General features: G+C 31.8%; 19 protein-coding genes. 14 read left to right on the forward strand and 5 right to left on the reverse strand.

Annotated features, from left to right (window positions below; translation table 11 throughout):
* Positions 1–164: 164 nt before the first annotated feature.
* The 6 genes from lpdA to CD150_RS04220 all read left to right on the forward strand — a co-directional run bounded on the left by lpdA (position 165) and on the right by CD150_RS04220 (position 6,531).
* Positions 165–1,586 (forward strand): dihydrolipoyl dehydrogenase, encoded by a 1,422-nt coding sequence (lpdA, locus tag CD150_RS04195; protein WP_073341975.1) that lies wholly within the window; start codon positions 165–167, stop codon positions 1,584–1,586.
* 16 nt (positions 1,587–1,602) lie between these two features.
* Positions 1,603–2,601, forward strand: a complete 999-nt coding sequence (locus CD150_RS04200; protein WP_073341977.1) for a thiamine pyrophosphate-dependent dehydrogenase E1 component subunit alpha — start codon at positions 1,603–1,605, stop codon at positions 2,599–2,601.
* Positions 2,594–3,577, forward strand: coding sequence for an alpha-ketoacid dehydrogenase subunit beta (locus CD150_RS04205; protein ID WP_046208196.1), 984 nt, complete (start codon positions 2,594–2,596; stop codon positions 3,575–3,577). Before CD150_RS04200 ends, CD150_RS04205 begins: the two co-directional genes overlap by 8 nt.
* Before the next feature lie 12 nt (positions 3,578–3,589).
* Positions 3,590–4,870, forward strand: coding sequence for a dihydrolipoamide acetyltransferase family protein (locus CD150_RS04210; protein WP_073341980.1), 1,281 nt, complete (start codon positions 3,590–3,592; stop codon positions 4,868–4,870).
* A gap of 215 nt (positions 4,871–5,085) precedes the next feature.
* On the forward strand, positions 5,086–5,523 hold the full coding sequence (brxB, locus tag CD150_RS04215; protein ID WP_046208198.1) for a bacilliredoxin BrxB: 438 nt from the start codon (positions 5,086–5,088) through the stop codon (positions 5,521–5,523).
* A gap of 12 nt (positions 5,524–5,535) precedes the next feature.
* A complete protein-coding gene (locus tag CD150_RS04220; protein ID WP_046208199.1) occupies positions 5,536–6,531 on the forward strand; it encodes an aromatic acid exporter family protein in 996 nt (331 codons plus the stop codon).
* Between the two features lie 170 nt (positions 6,532–6,701).
* Here CD150_RS04220 and prli42 read toward each other — a convergent pair whose 3' ends face one another.
* Positions 6,702–6,800 carry a stressosome-associated protein Prli42 gene (gene prli42, locus CD150_RS13350; RefSeq protein ID WP_150822912.1) on the reverse strand — a complete coding sequence of 33 codons (99 nt, stop codon included), beginning with the start codon at positions 6,798–6,800 and terminating at the stop codon, positions 6,702–6,704.
* Between the two features lie 201 nt (positions 6,801–7,001).
* Between prli42 and CD150_RS04225 the strand changes: the two genes are divergently transcribed.
* The 3 genes from CD150_RS04225 to CD150_RS04235 all read left to right on the forward strand — a co-directional run bounded on the left by CD150_RS04225 (position 7,002) and on the right by CD150_RS04235 (position 11,818).
* Complete coding sequence (locus CD150_RS04225; RefSeq protein ID WP_073341984.1) at positions 7,002–8,141, forward strand: M20/M25/M40 family metallo-hydrolase; 1,140 nt, start codon at positions 7,002–7,004, stop codon at positions 8,139–8,141.
* Positions 8,142–8,209: 68 nt separating this feature from the next.
* Positions 8,210–9,619, forward strand: coding sequence for an NADP-dependent phosphogluconate dehydrogenase (gnd, locus tag CD150_RS04230; RefSeq protein WP_046208201.1), 1,410 nt, complete (start codon positions 8,210–8,212; stop codon positions 9,617–9,619).
* Between the two features lie 549 nt (positions 9,620–10,168).
* Positions 10,169–11,818: a glycoside hydrolase family 13 protein gene (locus CD150_RS04235; protein WP_073341987.1), complete on the forward strand. Its 1,650-nt coding sequence runs from the start codon at positions 10,169–10,171 to the stop codon at positions 11,816–11,818.
* A gap of 117 nt (positions 11,819–11,935) precedes the next feature.
* Here the strand turns inward: CD150_RS04235 and CD150_RS04240 are convergent, their stop codons facing one another.
* Together CD150_RS04240 and zwf are read right to left on the reverse strand one after the other, a co-directional pair.
* The gene (locus CD150_RS04240; RefSeq protein ID WP_046208203.1) at positions 11,936–12,805 is read right to left on the reverse strand and encodes an AraC family transcriptional regulator; all 870 of its coding nucleotides are present in this window, start codon (positions 12,803–12,805) and stop codon (positions 11,936–11,938) included.
* Between the two features lie 288 nt (positions 12,806–13,093).
* Positions 13,094–14,578: a glucose-6-phosphate dehydrogenase gene (gene zwf, locus CD150_RS04245; protein ID WP_046208204.1), complete on the reverse strand. Its 1,485-nt coding sequence runs from the start codon at positions 14,576–14,578 to the stop codon at positions 13,094–13,096.
* 148 nt (positions 14,579–14,726) lie between these two features.
* Here zwf and rnz point away from each other — a divergent pair, with 148 nt between their 5' ends.
* On the forward strand, positions 14,727–15,647 hold the full coding sequence (gene rnz, locus CD150_RS04250) for a ribonuclease Z (RefSeq protein WP_073341990.1): 921 nt from the start codon (positions 14,727–14,729) through the stop codon (positions 15,645–15,647).
* A gap of 132 nt (positions 15,648–15,779) precedes the next feature.
* On the opposite strand, the gene proC is transcribed toward rnz, so the two are convergent.
* On the reverse strand, positions 15,780–16,595 hold the full coding sequence (proC, locus tag CD150_RS04255; protein ID WP_046208206.1) for a pyrroline-5-carboxylate reductase: 816 nt from the start codon (positions 16,593–16,595) through the stop codon (positions 15,780–15,782).
* Between the two features lie 145 nt (positions 16,596–16,740).
* Here proC and CD150_RS04260 point away from each other — a divergent pair, with 145 nt between their 5' ends.
* A complete protein-coding gene (locus CD150_RS04260) occupies positions 16,741–17,580 on the forward strand; it encodes an SDR family NAD(P)-dependent oxidoreductase (RefSeq protein ID WP_103161371.1) in 840 nt (279 codons plus the stop codon).
* 180 nt (positions 17,581–17,760) lie between these two features.
* Here CD150_RS04260 and CD150_RS04265 read toward each other — a convergent pair whose 3' ends face one another.
* A complete protein-coding gene (locus CD150_RS04265) occupies positions 17,761–18,675 on the reverse strand; it encodes an aldo/keto reductase (protein WP_073341996.1) in 915 nt (304 codons plus the stop codon).
* 189 nt (positions 18,676–18,864) lie between these two features.
* Here CD150_RS04265 and CD150_RS04270 point away from each other — a divergent pair, with 189 nt between their 5' ends.
* The 3 genes from CD150_RS04270 to xerD all read left to right on the forward strand — a co-directional run bounded on the left by CD150_RS04270 (position 18,865) and on the right by xerD (position 20,882).
* Positions 18,865–19,407 carry an NUDIX hydrolase gene (locus tag CD150_RS04270; RefSeq protein WP_073341999.1) on the forward strand — a complete coding sequence of 181 codons (543 nt, stop codon included), beginning with the start codon at positions 18,865–18,867 and terminating at the stop codon, positions 19,405–19,407.
* Positions 19,408–19,511: 104 nt separating this feature from the next.
* Positions 19,512–19,958 (forward strand): ferric iron uptake transcriptional regulator, encoded by a 447-nt coding sequence (fur, locus tag CD150_RS04275; protein ID WP_019468360.1) that lies wholly within the window; start codon positions 19,512–19,514, stop codon positions 19,956–19,958.
* A gap of 36 nt (positions 19,959–19,994) precedes the next feature.
* Positions 19,995–20,882: a site-specific tyrosine recombinase XerD gene (gene xerD / locus CD150_RS04280; RefSeq protein WP_073342002.1), complete on the forward strand. Its 888-nt coding sequence runs from the start codon at positions 19,995–19,997 to the stop codon at positions 20,880–20,882.
* The last annotated feature ends 7 nt before the right edge of the window (positions 20,883–20,889 follow it).

Below are 20,889 nucleotides of genomic sequence, written 5' to 3' on the forward strand. Positions count from 1 at the left end.
TCAGTTTGTTAAATACTTTAAACTTGCTATACAATTCTTTTATCAATGTTCTTTCAAATAAATATTAAACTGTAAACTATAGATTGAATTTTAAATACTATACGAATTTAATGTTTAAATATGATTTTTGACATAATACTAAGATTGCAGTTAGGAGCAAAAATATGGCAGATGAAAAATATGATCTAGTAATTTTAGGTGGAGGAACAGCTGGGTATGTATCAGCAATAAGAGCATCTCAATTAGGTAAAAAAGTTGCGCTTGTAGAAAAGTCACTTTTAGGAGGTACTTGCCTACATAAAGGATGTATACCAACAAAAGCGCTCTTAAAATCCGCTGAAGTATTAAGAACAGTTACAAATTCAAGTGAATTTGGTGTAGATATTGATGCATTTAAGTTAAATTTTTCAAGAATGCAAACGCGTAAAAATGAAGTAGTCCAACAAATGTTTAACGGTGTTGAACAACTTATGAAACATAATAAAATAGATGTGTTTAATGGTGTCGGACGAATATTAGGTCCTTCTATTTTCTCACCTCAAAGTGGCACTATTTCAGTAGAATATGATGATGGTGAATCAGAATTAATTCCAAATAATAATGTATTAATTTGTACAGGATCATCTCCAATGCCCTTACCTTTTTTATCTTTTGATGGCAACACTGTGTTATCTAGTGATGATATATTGAAGTTAGATAAATTGCCACAAACACTTGCTATCATAGGAGGCGGAGTAATTGGTTTAGAATTTGCATCTTTAATGGTGGACTTAGGTGTAGAAGTTTCTGTTATCGAAGCAGGACCACGTATTTTGCCTACTGAAAGTAAATCAATAGCAAAAGCGTTGCAAAATGATTTAGAACAACGTGGCGTTAATTTTTATGTAGATGTCCAACTATCTGAAGAACATGTTTCTACTAAAGATAACAGTATTGAAATTCAAATCGAGGAAGAATTATTCGTTTTTGATAAATTATTAGTAGCCATTGGTCGTAAACCAAATACAACAGATATTGGATTAAACAACACAAAAATAAAACTGACGGATAAAGGCCATATAGTCGTAAATGAATATCAACAAACAGAAGACAAACATATCTATGCTGCTGGAGATTGTATAGGTAAATTACAACTCGCACATGTTGGATCTAAAGAAGGCATAACAGCCATTGAGCATATGTTTGATGCTACACCAATCTCAGTAGACTATAATAAAATGCCAAAATGTGTCTATACACAACCAGAAGTTGCAAGTATTGGTCAAACTAAAGAATTAGCGAATGAGGAAGGATTCAAAACAAAAACATTTAAAGTTCCATTTAAGGCAATTGGAAAAGCAGTTATTGAAAATACAAAAAATTTGAATGGTTTTTGTGAAATTGTAATTGATCAAGAAAACGATAACGTCCTAGGTATAAATATGATTGGCCCCCACGTAACTGAGCTCATTAATGAATTATCATTATTTCAATTTATGAATGGTTCAACATTGGAATTAGGGTTAACTACACATGCACATCCGTCACTTTCAGAAGTGCTGATGGAATTAGGATTAAAAGTCGAAAATAGATCGATTCACGTTTAATTAAGGAGGATACAAAATGTTTGATTATAAATCAGTAGGTCTTGATACTTCTGAATTAAAATCTATGTATAAATGGATGGATTTAGGCCGAAAAATTGATGAGCGCATGTGGCTACTTAATCGTGCAGGTAAAATACCTTTTGTAATAAGCTGTCAGGGACAAGAAGCTACACAAATAGGTATGGCATTCGCAATGCAAGAAGGGGATATTTCATCACCTTATTATAGAGATCTTGCACTTGTTACATATTTAGGTATGACGCCACTTGATTCAATGTTAGCTGCTTTTGGTAAACGTGATGATATCAGCTCTGGCGGCAAACAAATGCCATCTCATTTTAGTAAAAAAGAAAAAGGAATTCTATCTCAAGGTTCACCAGTTGCTACACAAATATTACATGCAGTTGGTGCTGCACTAGCTTTAAAAATGGACAGTAAACAAAATATTGCAATAACTACTGTAGGTGAAGGAAGTTCTAACCAAGGAGATTTCCATGAAGGTTTAAACTTCGCTGGTGTACATAAATTACCTTTTATTTGCGTAATAGAAAATAATAAATATGCTATTTCTGTACCTAACTCATTGCAATATGGTGCTGAAAAATTATCTGATCGTGCTATTGGATATGGTATACATGGTGAACAAGTAGATGGCAATGATCCCATTGCAGTATATAAAGTTATGAAAGAGGCTCGTGAGCGTGCATTGAGTGGCGAAGGTTCAACTTTAATTGAAGCGATGTGTACACGTTTGACTGCGCATTCTTCTGATGATGATGATAAATATCGTTCACAAGAAGAACGTGAAGGATTAAAATCATTAGATTGTAATCAAAAATTCAAATCTTTCTTATTAGAAGAAGGAATTATTGATGAACAGTGGTTGGATGAAATAGAAAAAGAACATAAAGAAATTGTTAATCAAGCAACAAAAGAAGCTGAAAAAGCACCTTATCCATCACCAGAAGAAACTTACACACATGTCTACGAAGAAGGGAGCTTAAATAATGGCTAAATTATCTTATTTAGAAGCGATTCATCAAGGTCTAGACCAAGCAATGGAAAAAGACAATGATGTTTTTGTATTGGGTGAAGATGTAGGTAAAAAAGGTGGCGTCTTTGGTGTTACTCTAGGATTACAACAAAAATATGGGGAAGCACGTGTGTTAGACACGCCATTAGCTGAATCTAACATTGTAGGAACTGGTATAGGTGCAGCAATGATGGGTAAAAGACCAGTGGCTGAAATACAATTTGCAGAATACATTTTACCTGCTACCAACCAAATTATGAGTGAAGCTGCTAAGATGAGATATCGCTCAAATAATGATTGGCACTGTCCATTAACCATTCGTTCTCCATTTGGCGGTGGAATTCATGGCGCTTTATACCATTCTCAAAGTGTAGAATCTATTTTTGCATCAACACCTGGTCTAACAATAGTCATACCTTCTTCACCTTATGATGCAAAGGGGCTATTACTTGCTTCAATCGAATCTAATGACCCAGTCCTATACTTTGAACATAAAAAAGCATATCGTTTATTAAAAGAAGAAGTACCTGAGTCATATTATACGGTGCCAATTGGTAAAGCTGATGTAAAACGTGAAGGAGATGACATTACAGTATTTACCTATGGCTTATGTGTCAATTATTGTATACAAGCTGCTGATATGTTAATGGAAGAAGGCATCAATGTTGAAGTTGTAGATTTACGTACCGTGTATCCATTAGATAAAGATACAATTATTGAACGCGCGAAACAAACAGGTAAAATATTATTAGTTACTGAGGATAATTTAGAAGGAAGTATTATTTCTGAAGTAGCCGCTATTATTTCAGAAAACTGTTTATTTGACCTTGATGCACCGATTATGAGACTTGCCGGGCCAGATGTTCCATCAATGCCATTTGCACCGACGCTTGAAGATGAGTTTATGATAAATCCAGAAAAAATAAAAAACAAAATGCGTGAACTCGCAGAATTTTAAGGAGGCACAACCATGGAAATTAAAATGCCTAAACTCGGTGAAAGTGTACATGAAGGAACAATTGAACAATGGCTTGTTTCAGTAGGCGATAAAATAGAAGAATATGACCCAATTTGTGAAGTCATAACTGATAAAGTTACAGCAGAAGTGCCATCATCATTTGCAGGTACAATCCGTGAAATTATTGTGGAGGAAGGTACAACAGTTGAAGTAGGTGAAGTAATTTGTTACTTAGATACTGAAGAAGATGTATCAGATGAAAATACCGATAACGGTGCTACAAATGACCAACCTGAAGATGTAAAAGAAACATCACAAACTCAAGAGAGTAACTCAAATGTAAACAATAGCGAAAACGCTGCAGCTGATCAGCGCCCTCAAAATAATGGACGCTTTTCACCTGTAGTATTTAAACTAGCGTCTGAACATCAAATTGACCTTTCACAAGTTAAAGGAACTGGCTTTGAAGGAAGAGTAACTAAAAAGGACATAGAGAAAGCAATCAAAGAAGGTACCAATAAATTAGGTTCAGAAATCATCGCGCCTAAAGACTCACCTAAAGTCAATAAGCAAGTGCAATATAATGAACCCTCTCCGGGTTCAGCAATACCAGTAAATGGCGTTCGTAAGCAAATTGCTGAAAATATGGTCAACAGTGTTAATGAAATCCCACATGCTTGGATGATGGTAGAGGCAGATGCTACAAATCTAGTTAAAACAAGAAATTATCATAAAAATAGTTTTAAAGAAAATGAAGGTTATAACCTTACTTATTTTGCATTCTTTGTAAAAGCAGTAGCAGAAGGCTTAAAAGCATATCCTTTACTAAATAGCAGCTGGCAAAATTCTGAAATAGTAATGCATAAAGATGTTAATATTTCAATTGCAGTAGCTGATGAAGAAAAATTATATGTTCCAGTAATCAAAAATGCTGATGAAAAATCTTTAAAAGGCATTGCTAGAGAAATTAATGATTTAGCTCAAAAAGCACGTAATAAAAAATTAAGATCTGAAGATATGCAAGGTGGTACTTTTACAGTCAATAATACTGGTACATTTGGTTCAGTATCATCTATGGGAATTATCAATCACCCTGAAGCAGCAATACTTCAAATTGAATCTATTATCAAAAAACCTGTCGTTATTGATGATATGATTGCAATTAGACATATGGTTAATTTATGTATTTCTATCGACCATCGTATATTAGATGGCTTGCAAGCAGGTAGATTTATGAATTTCGTCAAAACGAGAATCGAGCAATATTCTATAGAAAACACAAGTATTTATTAGTTTTGTAATATCGGTAAATACTATTAAATGTGATAAATAGTAAGTTAGAAATCAAATTTCATTATTTTGATTTCTAACTTTTTTATTTTAAAGACTTTATTATTGAAAGTTCCAAGATGAACGAACTTGTTGTCAGATTAAACACACATGTTGAACTATTGTCTATATATTAGTAAAATGAAATTAATAAATTGATAACGAAAGGTGATTTGAATATGGATTTGAATTTTGATTTATATATGAATGATGTAGTAAGCCAAGCAAGAAATGAAATCGAAGAAGCAGGTTATGAACAATTAACAACAGCTGATGAAGTTGATAAAGTATTAAACCAAGAAGGTACATCACTAGTTATGGTTAACTCAGTTTGTGGTTGTGCAGGTGGTATTGCTAGACCAGCAGCTACGCATGCATTACATTATGATAAATTACCAGACAGACTTGTAACAGTGTTTGCTGGACAAGATAAAGAAGCAACTCAACAAGCAAGAGATTATTTTAAAGGATATGCACCATCAAGCCCATCATTTGCATTAATAAAAAATGGTGAAATCACACAAATGATAGAACGCCATCAAATCGAAGGCCACGATGTGATGGATGTTATTAATCAATTACAAAATTTATTTGATACTTATTGTGATGAAAGATAGAGGTTAACATCGATGATGCGATTAAATCCATATCGAATCGGATTTAGAACAATAAAAACTGCTGTAGGTATGGCACTAGGAATTATCATTGCTAAATTAATGGGGTTAGATAATTTTGCTTCTAGTGCCATTTTAGTGGTGCTTTGTATTAAACATACAAAAGTACATTCACTACAAGCGATAATATCTAGATTTGTCTCTTGTATATTAATCCTTGTGATTGGCTCAATAGCTTTCAGTTATTTTGGTCAAAGCGCGATTATTTTAGGTGTGATCGTACTTTTATTTATACCGCTCACTGTTGTTTTTAAAGTACAAGAGGGAGTAGTTACAAGTTGTGTTATTTTGCTGCATGTATTTAATGCTAAAGTCATTGACATACACTTGTTTATCAATGAAATTTTATTGTTAATCGTTGGTCTTGGTATTGCATTTTTAATGAATTTAATCATGCCTAGTTTAGACTTTAAACTAAAACAATATAAAGAGGAAATAGAAAATCAATTCACAAAAATCTTTGAAACATTCAGTACTACTTGCAAAGCACCTAACCCTTCTTTAGATATGTCATTCAATCAATTACAACTTACGATACAAAAAGCAAAATCAATTGCATTTAGAGATGTTAAAAATCATTTTGTACGTAATGAAAATTCTTACTATCATTATTTTGATATGAGAGAAGCACAGTTAGAATTATTAGAAAGAATGTCTAAAATGATACAAAACATTGAAACAAAAGACACGTTATTAGATAAAATCAGTAGTTTGTTTTTAGAGGTAGCTCAAAACGTAAATAGTAATGATTATACTGCCTTACGCTTGCATTCTCTTTATGAAATCAAATTAGAGTTAGATCAATTAGAGTTACCAAACTCACATGCTTCTTTCAGAACTAGAGCAAGCATTAAACAATTACTCAATGAATTAGAAGAATATTTAGAAGTTAAATCACAATTCGGATCCTTAAAATTACATAAAGATACAAAATCAACAATTTTTTCATAATATGCATAAATAATAATCACCTTGACCTAGGTAAAAGAAATGGCGCAATCACTTTCTTTTACCTAGGTCATTTTAATGTAAAAAAGCACAAAAAATGTACCATAAAGCAATATAATTTACATCGCTAAATGATACATGACACAATTTTAATTAATATTTATTTTCATTTTTTAATTTGTTAAAGGAACTATACTCGTCAAGATTAATGCAAGTACGACTGCTATCAACATAACTACAATTATAAATCTAAGCACTTTATTGTTATTCAAACTTAATTCCTCCAAAATATATCAAATGCGTTTTAAAAAGCAATATTGTACTGTGACTCATCCACAATATTTCAAGTCACTACTATTTTATCAATGTATATTATAACATAACTAGACGAATACGTATAAACATATTTGTTTTGCTAAGCTTTAAACTTATGTAAACTAAAATAAATTGTGATTATAGAAAAGGGGATTTATATGATAAATAAACAACGTCTATTAGAGACATTTTTAGAACTCGTTCAAATTGATTCTGAAAGTGGCAATGAACAGGATATCCAATACCATCTAAAAAAAATAATGGAACAGCAAAATATAGATATCTATGAAGATAAAGCCAGTATTCAAAATGATACTTTAGGTGCGAATAATTTAATTTGCACCTTAAAGGCAACGCCCAATTATGAACATCTTGAAAAAATATATTTCACAAGTCATATGGATACAGTTGTACCAGGTCAAAAAATCACACCAACTGTAAAGGATGATGGATACATATACTCAGATGGAACTACGATTTTAGGTGCAGATGATAAGGCTGGCTTAGCAGCTATTATAGAATTTATCCATGTTATTAATGAACAACATTTGCCTCATGGTCAAATTCAATTTGTTTTGACTGTTGGTGAAGAAATTGGCTTAGAGGGGGCGAAAGCAATAGATAAAACTTTACTAGATGCGAGTTATGGGTTTGCAATTGATGCAAGTGTTCCAGTTGGCACAACTGTAGTTGGTGCGCCAACTCAAATGAAACTGAATGCGACTATATTTGGAAAAACAGCGCACGCCAGTACACCTAACCATGGTATAAGCGCAATCAATGTAGCTGCAAAGGCAATTAGTGAAATGAACTTAGGTCGAATAGATGACTATACCACTGCAAATATTGGTCGTTTTGAAGGTGGTTCTGCTACCAATATTGTGGCAGAAAAAGTAACATTAAATGCAGAAGCACGTTCACATTCAGAAGAAAGTATCGTCAGACAAGTAAATCATATGAAATCTGTTTTTGAAACAACAGCAAAAAGGTATCATTGTCATGCCGAAATAGAAATCATCAAAAGTTATCCAGGATTTAAAATTTCTGATGATGCAGCGGTAACTTCTATAGCAAAATCTAGCGCTTTAGCTTTAGGTTTAGAAGCAAATACTGTCATTGCTGGTGGTGGATCAGATGGTAATATAATAAATCAACTTGGAATACCTACAGTCATTTTAGGTGTAGGTTATGAAAACATTCACACTACAGAAGAAAGAATTTCAATTGAATCTTTAAATCAGTTAGCTAGTCAACTTTTAAGTATTAACGACGTGCTTATTAAACAATCTATAAACTGATTAAGTGAATATAAAGATACCTTTGTGATACAATATACTAGAAAACTTTAATAAGAGAGGTTAGTTAAATGACACAACAAATAGGTGTAGTAGGTTTAGCCGTAATGGGTAAAAACCTTGCTTGGAATATTGAATCACGTGGATACAGCGTATCAGTTTTTAACCGTTCTTCAGAAAAAACAGATGAAATGGTAAAAGAATCTGAAGGAAAAAACATACATCCAACATATTCAATGGAAGAATTTGTAAATTCCTTAGAAAAACCCCGTAAAATACTACTAATGGTAAAAGCAGGAACAGCTACAGATGCAACAATTGATACGCTTTTACCATTATTAGACGATGATGACATTTTAATTGATGGTGGAAATACTAATTATCAAGATACAATTAGACGAAACAAAGCACTCGCTGAAAGTGGTGTTAATTTCATTGGTATGGGTGTATCTGGTGGTGAAGTTGGTGCATTAACAGGACCTTCACTTATGCCTGGTGGACAAGAAGCAGCTTTTAATAAAGTGAGTCATATATTAGAAGCTATATCAGCAAAAGCAAAAGACGGTGCTCCATGTGTAGCCTATATTGGACCAAATGGTGCCGGACATTACGTTAAAATGGTCCATAATGGTATAGAATATGCTGACATGCAATTAATTGCAGAAAGTTATGCAATGATGAAAGACTTACTAGGTATGTCACATGAAGATATCGCTCAAACATTTAAGGACTGGAATGCTGGGGAATTATCTAGTTATTTAATAGAAATAACTGGTGATATTTTCAATAAATTAGATGATGAAACAAATGGCCCATTAGTTGAACAAATACTAGATACAGCTGGCCAAAAAGGTACTGGTAAATGGACATCTATCAATGCTTTAGAACTAGGAATACCTTTAACAATAATCACTGAATCTGTATTTGCTCGTTTTATTTCTTCAATTAAAGAAGAACGTGTAAATGCTTCTAAACAATTAAATGGACCTAGTGCTAAATTTGAGGGTGATAAAGAAGCATTCCTTGAAAAAATCCGCAAAGCACTTTATATGAGTAAAATCTGTTCTTACGCGCAAGGTTTTGCTCAAATGAGAAAAGCTAGTGAAGACCATGCATGGAATCTTCAATTAGGTGAACTTGCTATGATATGGCGTGAAGGTTGTATAATCCGTGCGCAATTCTTACAAAAAATTAAAGAAGCGTATGATAATGATAGTGAATTACAAAACTTACTATTAGATCCTTATTTCAAAGACATCGTTACAAATTATCAAGATGCTTTACGTGACGTTGTAGCAACAGGCGTACAAAATGGCGTACCAACACCTGGTTTTTCTGCAAGTATTAACTATTATGACAGTTATCGTTCAGAAAATTTACCAGCTAACTTAATCCAAGCACAACGCGATTATTTTGGTGCACACACATATGAGCGTAAAGACCGTTCTGGCATTTTCCATACACAGTGGATTGATGAATAATTTAGATGTTTTATAACATTCATGTTCTGATATAATTATCTCAGATGAAACTAAAAAGTTACCAAAAACATAAGTAATTCTAACTAAAGAGTGTTAAATGTCATTAAAATTAACGATGGATTGACCTCAATTAGTGAAGGTCATAATAAAAACACTTTCGTTAAATTCATAATATAAAATGAATTTATACGGAAGTGTTTTTTCTATAAATAAAATTACTTATTCAATCGAATTTAAAAATAAAGTTATTGTTTATCTGATTTATTTAAAATGAAATAATTATGTATAAACTAAATGTCTTTTTTAAATCATACCTGTTTCATTTGGAAGCGATTACGCTAAACTTTTGACTTTTATACATACATTAATTAACCTATTAATATATGTAATTAATTCTTTTATATTTAATATTGTATTAACCTATAACAATGAAATATTCGCTACTGCTTGTCATGCAAATATTTTATGACAATACAACTCATAGGTAACACTTCAAATATTAATAATGAACGGATTTAACGAATTCAATACTTTTGAAGGGGGATTTATATGAACAGGGAATGGTGGAAAGAAGCAATCGCTTACCAAGTTTATCCAAGAAGCTTTAATGATACAAATAACGATGGTATCGGAGATTTAAAAGGTGTGATAGAAAAATTAGATTACTTAGATGATTTAGGCATCGATGTTATTTGGCTTAGCCCAATGTATAAATCTCCAAATGATGATAATGGTTATGACATTAGTGACTATAAAGATATTATGGATGAGTTTGGTACTATGGAAGATTTTGATCAATTACTATATGAAGTACATCAAAGAGATATGAAATTAATATTAGATTTGGTCGTAAACCATACATCAGATGAACATCAGTGGTTTATAGAATCAAAATCAAGTAAAGATAATCCTAAACGTGACTGGTATATCTGGAGAGATCCGAAACCAGATGGTTCAGAGCCAAATAATTGGGAAAGTATATTTAATGGATCTACATGGGAATTTGATGAACATACAGGTCAATATTATTTTCATTTATTCAGTAAAAAACAACCAGATTTAAACTGGGAAAATAAAGAAGTGAGAAATGCTATTTTTGAAATGATGAATTGGTGGTTTAATAAAGGTATAGATGGTTTTAGAGTAGATGCAATAACACATATTAAAAAAACATTTGAAGCTGGTGACTTAAAACTACCAGAAGGAAAAGATTATGCGCCAGCATTTGAAGTGGATATGAATCAACCTGGCATACAAACTTGGTTACAAGAAATGAAAGATAAATCTTTAAATCATTATGATATTATGACTGTAGGGGAAGCAAACGGCGTCAGTCCAGATAATGCTGAACCATGGGTAGGTGAGTCAACTGGTAAGTTCAATATGATTTTTCAATTCGAACATTTAAGTTTATGGAATTCAGGTGATGTTAAATTTGATGTCAATGCCTATAAAAATGTGTTAAATGAATGGCAAAAAAAGCTTGAAAATGTTGGTTGGAATGCATTATTTATTGAAAATCATGATCAGCCAAGACGTGTATCAACTTGGGGAGATGATTCGCATTATTGGTTTGAATCTGCTACAAGTCATGCAGTCGTTTATTTTTTACAACAAGGTACACCCTTTATCTATCAAGGGCAAGAAATTGGTATGACCAATTATCCATTTGATGATATTAAAACTTTTAATGATGTTGCAGTAGTCAATGAATACCAAATTGTCAAACAGCAGGGTGGCGACGTATCCAAACTTTTAGATAAACATAAAAAAGAAAATAGAGATAATTCACGAACGCCTATGCAGTGGAATAGTTCTAACTTTGCAGAATTTTCAGACGTAACGCCTTGGTTCCCTGTAAATCCAAACTATAAAACGATTAATGTTGCACAACAACAACAAGACCCAAATTCAATATTAAATTTCTATAAAGCTTTAATAAAATTAAAAAAATCTCAAGATATTTTTACATATGGAACGTTTAATCTGGTTGATTCAGAAAATAGTCAAGTATTTGCATATACACGAGAATTAGATGGTCAAAGTGTACTAATTGTTGGTAATTTAACAAATCAAGAAGCTAAATTATACTTTGATATGAATGTGATAGAAGAAAATATCTTACTACACAACTATAAAAACAATACTATTGATTTTGAAAATATCCAACCATACGAAGCATTTGTAATTAAATTATAAAACATTTTCGATTTACCACATTAAATAGTATTACAAACGCAAAAATAGCGAGTAAGCAACTCAATTAATAATAAGTTTGCTTACTCGCTATTTGTTATTTAAGCATTTTGTGAATTGTTATTCTAGTATGTCATATTGCTCTTGATCAACAGGCATCCATAATTGAACTTTAGTGAATGGATCATCGAATGAAATATCAAATGGATAAACTTCAACGTACAAACTATTATGTTCATAGGGTAAAGTCATTTGCAGGCTAGTCTCAATATAATACCAAGCTTCATTGACGACATAATCCATCTCACCTTGCAAATTAAATTTAGCATATTGTCTTTCAGGTAAGTAACGACTTTCTAGATGAGCTGGGTATCTTTCACTTGGCACGCCAACAAAAATTTCCATACCATGATCAAGTGGACAATTAACCACAAATAACTCATGTGGACTCGTATCATTATATCGTTGTAATTCCTTAACTTTATCGTCAATTAATAAATCTTCTAAAAAATCAGGCACTTTAAATGGGTTGTCAATCTCGTCTGAATTCAAAAATTTAGCATAACCCACTAAAGATAAGCCTTGTGTATCTTCTAAACGATACGTATAAGGCGCACGTTCTGTAGTAGTAAGTTTAATATAAAGTCTTGGTTGCATTTTTAAATCGTCTCGTTTTGTATTGACTTGAATAGGAGAAACACCATGAAAATCACTAAAATCATTAGCAAAATCATTAGCATCTTTATAGCTATACTTTTTTGCAACATCTACCAAGCGAGCTGAACCACTTAAAATGTCTTGAGCAGCTAAAGTCAATCTTCTTGACCTTGCATATTCTGTTGGCGATTGACCTACAATCATTTTAAATGATTGATCAATATGAAATGGTGAAAGACCAACGTAATCACTAAGTGCTTGCAAATGTAAAGGTTCTAGCAAATGATCTTCAATATATACAATTGCCTGTTGGATTTGCTTGATAACGTCCAAAACTTTCACTCCTAAATTATAACTAAATACAATTAAATATGTACCTCGCTACTTTTCTATACACTATGTTATGAATCATTGTTGATTAGTTCTATTTTACATCATTTTTATATGACTTACATCTCAAAAATATTAAATAGGGTAAAATGTAAACAATCTAAAATTGTATATTCATAGTTTAATCAATAGTCTAAATCATAACACAAATAGGGTATAATAAAAAAGCAACAACACAAGCACAAATAGAAACTTGTATCATTGCCTTATTTTTAATTAGTTACATGTTAACTAATGAATATCGTCCCACCAGTGGAAACCATCTCTACTTAATAGTAAATCACTTGCTAATGGACCATTTGTTCCAGCTGTATAATTAGGGAATTCAGGTTCATTTTGGTTCCATTCTTCTTGAATTGCATCAACGAATTTCCAAGTTGATTTTAATTCTTCCCAATGTGTAAAGTTAGTTGCATCTCCATTTAAACAGTCAAATAATAAATTTTCATAAGCATCAACCGTATTCATTTTATCTTGCGCGCTCATTGCGTACGATAATTGTACTGGCTCAGTTTCAATGCCTTGTACATTCTTTTTAGCATTTAAGTGTAAAGAGACACCCTCATTTGGTTGTATGTTAATCACTAAGAGGTTGGAATCTAATTTTTTATCTGTTTTATAGTATAGGTTCATTGGAACTTCTTTGAATTCGACAACTACTTGAATCGTTTTACTTTTCATTCGTTTACCAGTTCTTATATAGAACGGTACACCAGCCCATCTAAAATTATCAATCGTTAGTTTACCTGAAACAAAAGTTGGTGTAGTAGAATTTTCTGCTACACGATCTTCATCTCTATAACGTTTTACTTGTTGACCTTCAATGACACCTTCATCATATTGTCCGCGAACAAAATTTTGCCGAACTTCTTCTGGTTCTAATTTACGTAAAGATTTTAAAGCTTTAACTTTTTCTGCTCTGATATCTTCACTATTTAAACTAATAGGTGCTTCCATTGCGAGTAAGGCAACCATTTGTAACATATGGTTTTGAACCATATCTTTTAATGCGCCGCTAGATTCGTAGTAGCCACCTCTGTCTTCAACACCAAGCACTTCCGATGAAGTAACTTGAATGTTAGAAATGTATTTATTATTCCACAATGGTTCGAACATTGCGTTGGCAAAACGTAATACCTCAATATTTTGAACCATATCTTTGCCTAGATAATGATCAATACGGTATATTTCTTCTTCTTTAAATGAACGACGTAATTGTTCATTTAATTTTTCAGCAGATTCTAAATCTGAGCCAAATGGTTTTTCAATTACTAGGCGTTTAAAACCTGTTGTATCTGTTAATCCAGAAGATTTTAAATAGTCAGATATAACACCAAAGAAATTTGGAGCCATAGCTAAATAAAAGAGTCTATTACCTTGCAATTGGAAATCATGATCTAATTTATTACTGAATTCTAATAGTGATTGATAACTCGCTTCATCACTTACATCGTGTTTATGATAAAATACGTGTTCCATAAATTTATCTAAGTGTTTAGTATCTTTAACATGTTCTTGAATTGACGACTTCACTTGACTACGGAAATCATCGTTTGTTAAATCTCTTCTACCAATTCCAACGATTGCAATGTGCTCATTCAAATTTTCTTGTTGGTATAAATGGAATAATGATGGAAATAATTTTCTGTGACTAAGATCACCAGTTGCTCCAAAAATAGTAATTAAGCATGGGATATCTTTATTTCTAGTATTCAAGATCAAAACCTCAATTCTTTATTAAATCTGTATTTATTATAGACCAATATACCAATATCTTCCCACAATTTTGCTTGTAATATCATATTTTATTATATTTTTAATACTTTTATATGATAAAATATGAACAAGAAGAGGAGGCATATGCATGGAAATTACGTTTTTTGGGACAAGTGCTGGTCTGCCAACTAAAGAAAGAAATACGCAAGCGATTGCATTAAATTTGGAACCATACTCTAACAGCATATGGCTTTTTGATGTTGGTGAGGGCACACAGCATCAAATATTACATCATTCAATTAAATTAGGTAAAGTTGATCACATTTTTATCACGCATATGCACGGGGATCATATATTTGGCTTACCTGGCTTGCTAACAAGCCGATCTTTCCAAGGAGGTGAGGGTAAACCGCTTACGATTATTGGTCCCAAAGGTATTAAATCATATATAGAAACAACTTTAACTTTATCAGAATCAAAATTAAATTATCCTATTACCTATATTGAGATTGAGGAACAATTGTCCTATCAACACAATGGATTTAATGTTGAAGCACATATGTTAAATCATGGTATTCCCTCATTTGGCTATAGAGTAGAAGCACCATATAAATCTGGTAAAATCAATGTTGAAGCGCTTAGAGGCATTGGATTAGAACCCGGCCCTAAATATCAAGATGTAAAAAACAATGAAACATTTGAATATAAAGGTGAAATCTACAACTCTAAGGACTTTAAAGACGACGCAGTTAAAGGTCCAGTAGTAGCAATATTTGGAGACACTATGCCTTGTAAAAATGAATTATTAATTGCACGTGATGCAAATATCATGGTACATGAAAGTACATATATAGAAGGAGATAAATCATTGGCTAATAGTTATCACCATAGTCATATTGATGATGTTTTTGAATTGATAAGAGAAGCCAATGTCGACTACAGTTTAATCACACATATCAGTAATCGTTATACTAAAGAAGAAGTATGTGAAATTAGTAAATCACTTAAACTTTTAAGTGATACACCACCATTTAATTTTGTTAATGACTTTGATGCTTGGCAATTTTAAAAATGAAAAGTGGGGCAGTTATCTAAAAATTGATGTATTCCAAAACGAGTCTTAATAATAAACTTTGGAAGTATTTTACAATTTAGATTACTGTCCCACTTATCTATAATAATTTAATTTTTTTAAAAGATATTAATCATTGTCTTGGTTGGATAATTCAATACTTCTATTAACTGCAGAACGTAAACAATCTTCGAATATAGCCTCTATGTCATGATCTGCAAGCGCATTAAGGCCTGCTTGTGTTGTACCACCTTTAGAAGTGATATTTTTTCTTAACTGTTCCATACTCAGTTCTGAACGTTCTATCATTTTACTCGTTCCTATAATTAAATTCCGAATCGATTCTTCTACTTGTGACTTTTCTAAACCTAAACGTGTACCTGCTGTAACATATTGCTCAAAGACATGGTATAAAAATGCTGGACCGCTTCCAGTAATCGCTGTTACCTGATGTAAATTATCTTCTGAAACTTCTATTGCAGAACCAAATGCATTTATTAAACTATCAACTTCTTCTTTTGATTTAGCGCCAAAATTATTGGAAAAGCTAATGCCAGTAACTGAATGTCCGACATGTGCATTTGTGTTTGGCATGATACGCGCAATTGGATTATTAGAAGCCAATTTTTCACGAATATAGCTTATCGGTAAACCAGCCATAATAGAAATAAATTTATTCTTTTCTGCAATATATGGTTTGATACGATCTGCTAACTCATCAAAATCATATGGTTTCGTTCCTAAGAATACATAATCTGCATCTTTTAACAATGCCGCATCATCATAGCTATAGTTCACACCTAATTCGTCAGCATATTCTTTTAATGCAACTTCATTCGAACGATTCGTCAAATAAATATTTTTAGAATCAATCACTTTTGAACTAACGATACCTGTAAAAATTGCATGCGCCATATTTCCGGCACCATAAAATACTAGTTTCATGTGAAGACTTCACTTCCTCTTCGCTTTTTATGTTTCCATACTAACATAGTTTTAAATTATGGCTAAGAATTTTTAAAGATCTATAGTAAAATATCATTTACACTCATATACTTAAACTATGAATTTAAAGCTAGGAGAATTTACTATGATAGGTAAACATTTTATATTAACAGGTGGTACAAGTGGATTAGGAAAAGCCATATTAAAAACATTATTAACTAAAAAAGTGCATGTTACGGTACTTGCACGAAATCCAGAGAAATTAAAACAATTTATAACACAATATAATACAGAACATCTTAATATCATTAAATGTGATTTACAATCGCAACAGGAAATCATTAATTTAAAAAAATACTTTCAACACCAAACGATTGATGGACTCATCTATTGTTCTGGTCTTGGGTATTTTAAATCCATTGAAGACCATACATCTGTTGAAATGTTTGAAACATATAAGTTGAATGTGTTGCATTTTAATCTATTAATGAAAGTTATACAACCGGCTTTCTCTAAAAATCCAATTATCGTTGGTATAGGAAGTCAAGCTGCCTTTATAAGCCAAGGTTATGCTGCACATTATGGTGCAAGTAAAGCGGCTTTCAATCAATTATTAAATGCACTGCGCATTGAAAAACCAAATTATCATATTATGACAGTTAATACAGGGCCAATAGCGACGCCTTTCCATGAAAAAGCAGATCCCACAATGAAATTTGCTAAAAAATACAGTGATATAATGCTTGATCCCGAAAAACTAGCAAACCAAATCATCGAAGGTATAATTAGGCAAAAATTAGAAATTAATCAACCTAGATGGATGCATAATTTACTAAAAATTTATCAATTAATGCCACGATTTATTGAAAAAACTTTACTTCATTATTTAAAAACAAAAGGTAACGCTACTTCAAAAATGAGAAATTGTCATTTTGACAATAGCATTAAAATAGAAGATAGCAATAATGGTGTTACGGATAATTAAGCTTTTAATATAAAAACGTCAATTTCTATAAAATCACAATAGAAATTGACGTTTTGGCTTTGATTGAAGTTATTTGTTTTTTTCAACTTTCGGTCTGAAAAGCAACCCCGTTTATACAATTAAAACTTTACTATTTTCAATTTTGAGCATATATACATATTGGAAACAACAAAAAACGATTTATTTTAAATGTTGGGTATACTCTAAATTTTTCACGCGCTCTTGTGCTGCTTTTAAAGCTTCTAAACTTATGTCTTTTGAACGTTGATAATTTTTTACGTTTTCATCAAGTTGATCTGTACTACTTGCACCAACAATGATGGAACCTAAAGCATCATGAGACGTTAAATAATTAAATGTAAGGGCAGTTAAATTACTTTCTATTTCTTTTATGGAAGCAATTGTTTCGCCGAGTTCTTGATAAGTATAGTCAAAAATACCTTCACTAAATTTTGAATCTAACACATTATTACTTTTAGCAGTTAATAATCCTTTAAACACTGGACCGCGAGCTAATACTTTAACTTTTTTAGCATGTACATCATCTAAAAGTTGTTCTGGTCTGTTATCAATTAAATTAAATTGAGACATTAGCGTTTCGATATCGCTGTGTTTTAAATAGTAATCGATTACGTTAGGTCTTATTGAGGAGATACCGTAAGCACGGATAATACCTTCTTTCTTTAATTCATCGAAAGCGCTAATCGTTTCATCTATAGGATCATCAATCGTACCACCATGTAGCTGATATAAATCTAAATGATCTAAACCAAGTCTTTTCAATGAGCCTTTCACTGCTTCTTTAATATAAGATTTAGAAGGATCCCATGTTGTAGACCCATCTCCCGTTAAACGATTTCCTACTTTTGTGCCAATGATTATATCATCTCTATTTTGGTATTTCTTTAAAGTCTCACCAACGATTGTCTCATTTACACCTTTGTCATACATATCAGCTGTATCAAAATAAGTGATACCATGTTCAATTGCACGTTCTATGATAGGCTCTGCTTGCTTTTTATTTGTCCCAAGACTCATACAGCCTAAACCTAACTCTGAAATTTCTATACCGCTTTTCAAAACATTTTTTTGCATGTTTTATCTCCTTTCGATACACTTGGATAATAGGGCGTAGACATAATAAAGTAAGTTGGATTTTTTCAATATTAACTATTCTATACAAAACAAAAATCAAACTCATATGTGTTCATTCGCTATTCCCATAATAACTAATGAGTACATCTTAACAATATCTTAAACCAATTAAAAGGACTGTGATTATTTATGAACCTATTTGAAAAGACATTACATAGCGCTTCTATTTATAAAGGAGCAATCATAGATTTAGAAGTCCACGATGTTGAACTACCCGATGGACAAACTTCTAAACGTGAATTAATATACCACAACGGTGCTGTCGCTGTTTGTCCCATTACACCTGATAATAAAGTGATATTAGTGAAACAATTTCGTAAAGCTTGCGAAAAACCACTTTTAGAAATACCAGCAGGTAAATTAGAAAAAGACGAAGAACGTATATCCGCAGCTAAGCGTGAACTTGAGGAAGAAACTGGTTATATTGCAGGTGAATTAGAACATATTACTGAAATGTATGGTTCACCTGGTTTCTCAAACGAAAAAATATCAATTTATATGGCAAAAAATTTAGCAAAGGGTAAAATGCATTTAGATGAAGATGAATTTTTAGAAATAGCATATTTTGATATAAATGAAATTAAAACATTATTAGATAATAAAGAATTGGAAGATGCAAAAACCATTATTGCTTTACAACATTTACTACTTAATTATAATCATTATAAATAAGAGTCGAGAATACTTGCGAATTTTATCAATTATTGGTATTTTAAATATATATATCATAACTAAATTAAAATGATTATAATTATTAGTAGGGGAGTGAGGCTTCCGTGGAAGAACGATTAAATCGCGTGAAGCAACAATTACAACAATCATCTTATAAATTGACGCCACAACGTGAGGCAACATTGAGAGTTTTAATTGAAAATGAAAAAGATCATTTAAGTGCTGAAGATGTTTATTTAAAAGTTAAAGACAAAGCACCTGAAATAGGACTTGCAACAGTCTATCGTACTTTGGAATTGCTAGCAGAATTAAAGGTAGTGGATAAAATAAACTTTGGTGATGGTGTTGCACGATTTGATTTAAGAAAAGAAGGAGCAAAGCATTTTCACCACCATCTTGTGTGTATGGAATGTGGTAAAGTAGAAGAAATCGAAGAAGACTTATTACCTCGCGTAGAGGAAAGAGTAGAAAATGAATTTGAATTTAAAATATTAGACCATCGTTTAACATTCCATGGTATTTGTGCATCGTGCCAAGCAAAAGGAAAATAATTTTAAAAATACTATTTCAGAAACAGAGGTAGTACAGTGAAAAATATTATAGATGAATATTTGAAATTTATACAAATAGAAAAAGGATTAAGTGTAAATACAATTGGTGCATATCGAAGAGATTTAAAAAAATATGATGAATTTTTAACATTACACAAAATTAGTCATATTGATTTTGTAGATAGACAACTTATTCAAGAATGTTTGGGTCACTTACATGATGAAGGCGCATCTTCAAAATCGTTAGCACGCTTCATTTCCACTATCCGCAGTTTTCATCAATTTGCATTAAGAGAAAAATATGCAGCAAAAGATCCAACAGTATTAATAGAAACGCCGAAATATGATCGTAAATTACCAGATGTTTTAGAAATAGATGAAGTACTTAGACTATTAGAAACACCTGATTTATCCAAAAATAACGGATATAGAGATCGCACGATGTTAGAATTACTTTATGCCACTGGCATGCGTGTGTCAGAACTGATTCAAATTGAGTTAGAAGATGTTAATTTAATTATGGGCTTTATACGTGTTTTTGGTAAGGGAAATAAAGAAAGAATTGTGCCATTAGGAGATACAGTGATTGAATACTTAAATACTTATTTAGAAACAGTAAGACCACAATTATTAAAAAATACGGTAACTGATACACTCTTTTTAAATATGCACGGTAAACCTTTATCAAGACAAGCCATATGGAAGATGATTAAACAAAATGGTATCAAAGCAAATATACTAAAAACTTTAACACCACATACATTAAGACATTCATTTGCCACACATTTACTTGAAAATGGAGCAGATTTACGTGCAGTACAAGAAATGCTCGGCCATTCTGACATATCTACAACACAATTGTATACACATGTTTCAAAATCACAAATTCGTAAAATGTATAATGAATTTCATCCAAGAGCATAAACACAGC

The sequence above is a fragment of the Staphylococcus ureilyticus genome (genome assembly GCF_002902235.1).
Lineage (GTDB): Bacteria > Bacillota > Bacilli > Staphylococcales > Staphylococcaceae > Staphylococcus > Staphylococcus ureilyticus.

Excerpts from the sequence above, each read along its gene's own strand:
- brxB (WP_046208198.1), top strand. The coding sequence starts at position 5,086 with ATGGATTTGAATTTTGATTTATATATGAATGATGTAGTAAGCCAAGCA.
- CD150_RS04260 (WP_103161371.1), top strand. The coding sequence starts at position 16,741 with ATGATAGGTAAACATTTTATATTAACAGGTGGTACAAGTGGATTAGGA.
- lpdA (WP_073341975.1), top strand. The coding sequence starts at position 165 with ATGGCAGATGAAAAATATGATCTAGTAATTTTAGGTGGAGGAACAGCT.
- CD150_RS04270 (WP_073341999.1), top strand. The coding sequence starts at position 18,865 with ATGAACCTATTTGAAAAGACATTACATAGCGCTTCTATTTATAAAGGA.
- CD150_RS04205 (WP_046208196.1), top strand. The coding sequence starts at position 2,594 with ATGGCTAAATTATCTTATTTAGAAGCGATTCATCAAGGTCTAGACCAA.
- rnz (WP_073341990.1), top strand. The coding sequence starts at position 14,727 with ATGGAAATTACGTTTTTTGGGACAAGTGCTGGTCTGCCAACTAAAGAA.
- CD150_RS04235 (WP_073341987.1), top strand. The coding sequence starts at position 10,169 with ATGAACAGGGAATGGTGGAAAGAAGCAATCGCTTACCAAGTTTATCCA.
- CD150_RS04200 (WP_073341977.1), top strand. The coding sequence starts at position 1,603 with ATGTTTGATTATAAATCAGTAGGTCTTGATACTTCTGAATTAAAATCT.
- CD150_RS04265 (WP_073341996.1), bottom strand. The coding sequence starts at position 18,675 with ATGCAAAAAAATGTTTTGAAAAGCGGTATAGAAATTTCAGAGTTAGGT.
- CD150_RS04225 (WP_073341984.1), top strand. The coding sequence starts at position 7,002 with ATGATAAATAAACAACGTCTATTAGAGACATTTTTAGAACTCGTTCAA.
- CD150_RS04220 (WP_046208199.1), top strand. The coding sequence starts at position 5,536 with ATGATGCGATTAAATCCATATCGAATCGGATTTAGAACAATAAAAACT.
- CD150_RS04210 (WP_073341980.1), top strand. The coding sequence starts at position 3,590 with ATGGAAATTAAAATGCCTAAACTCGGTGAAAGTGTACATGAAGGAACA.
- gnd (WP_046208201.1), top strand. The coding sequence starts at position 8,210 with ATGACACAACAAATAGGTGTAGTAGGTTTAGCCGTAATGGGTAAAAAC.
- proC (WP_046208206.1), bottom strand. The coding sequence starts at position 16,595 with ATGAAACTAGTATTTTATGGTGCCGGAAATATGGCGCATGCAATTTTT.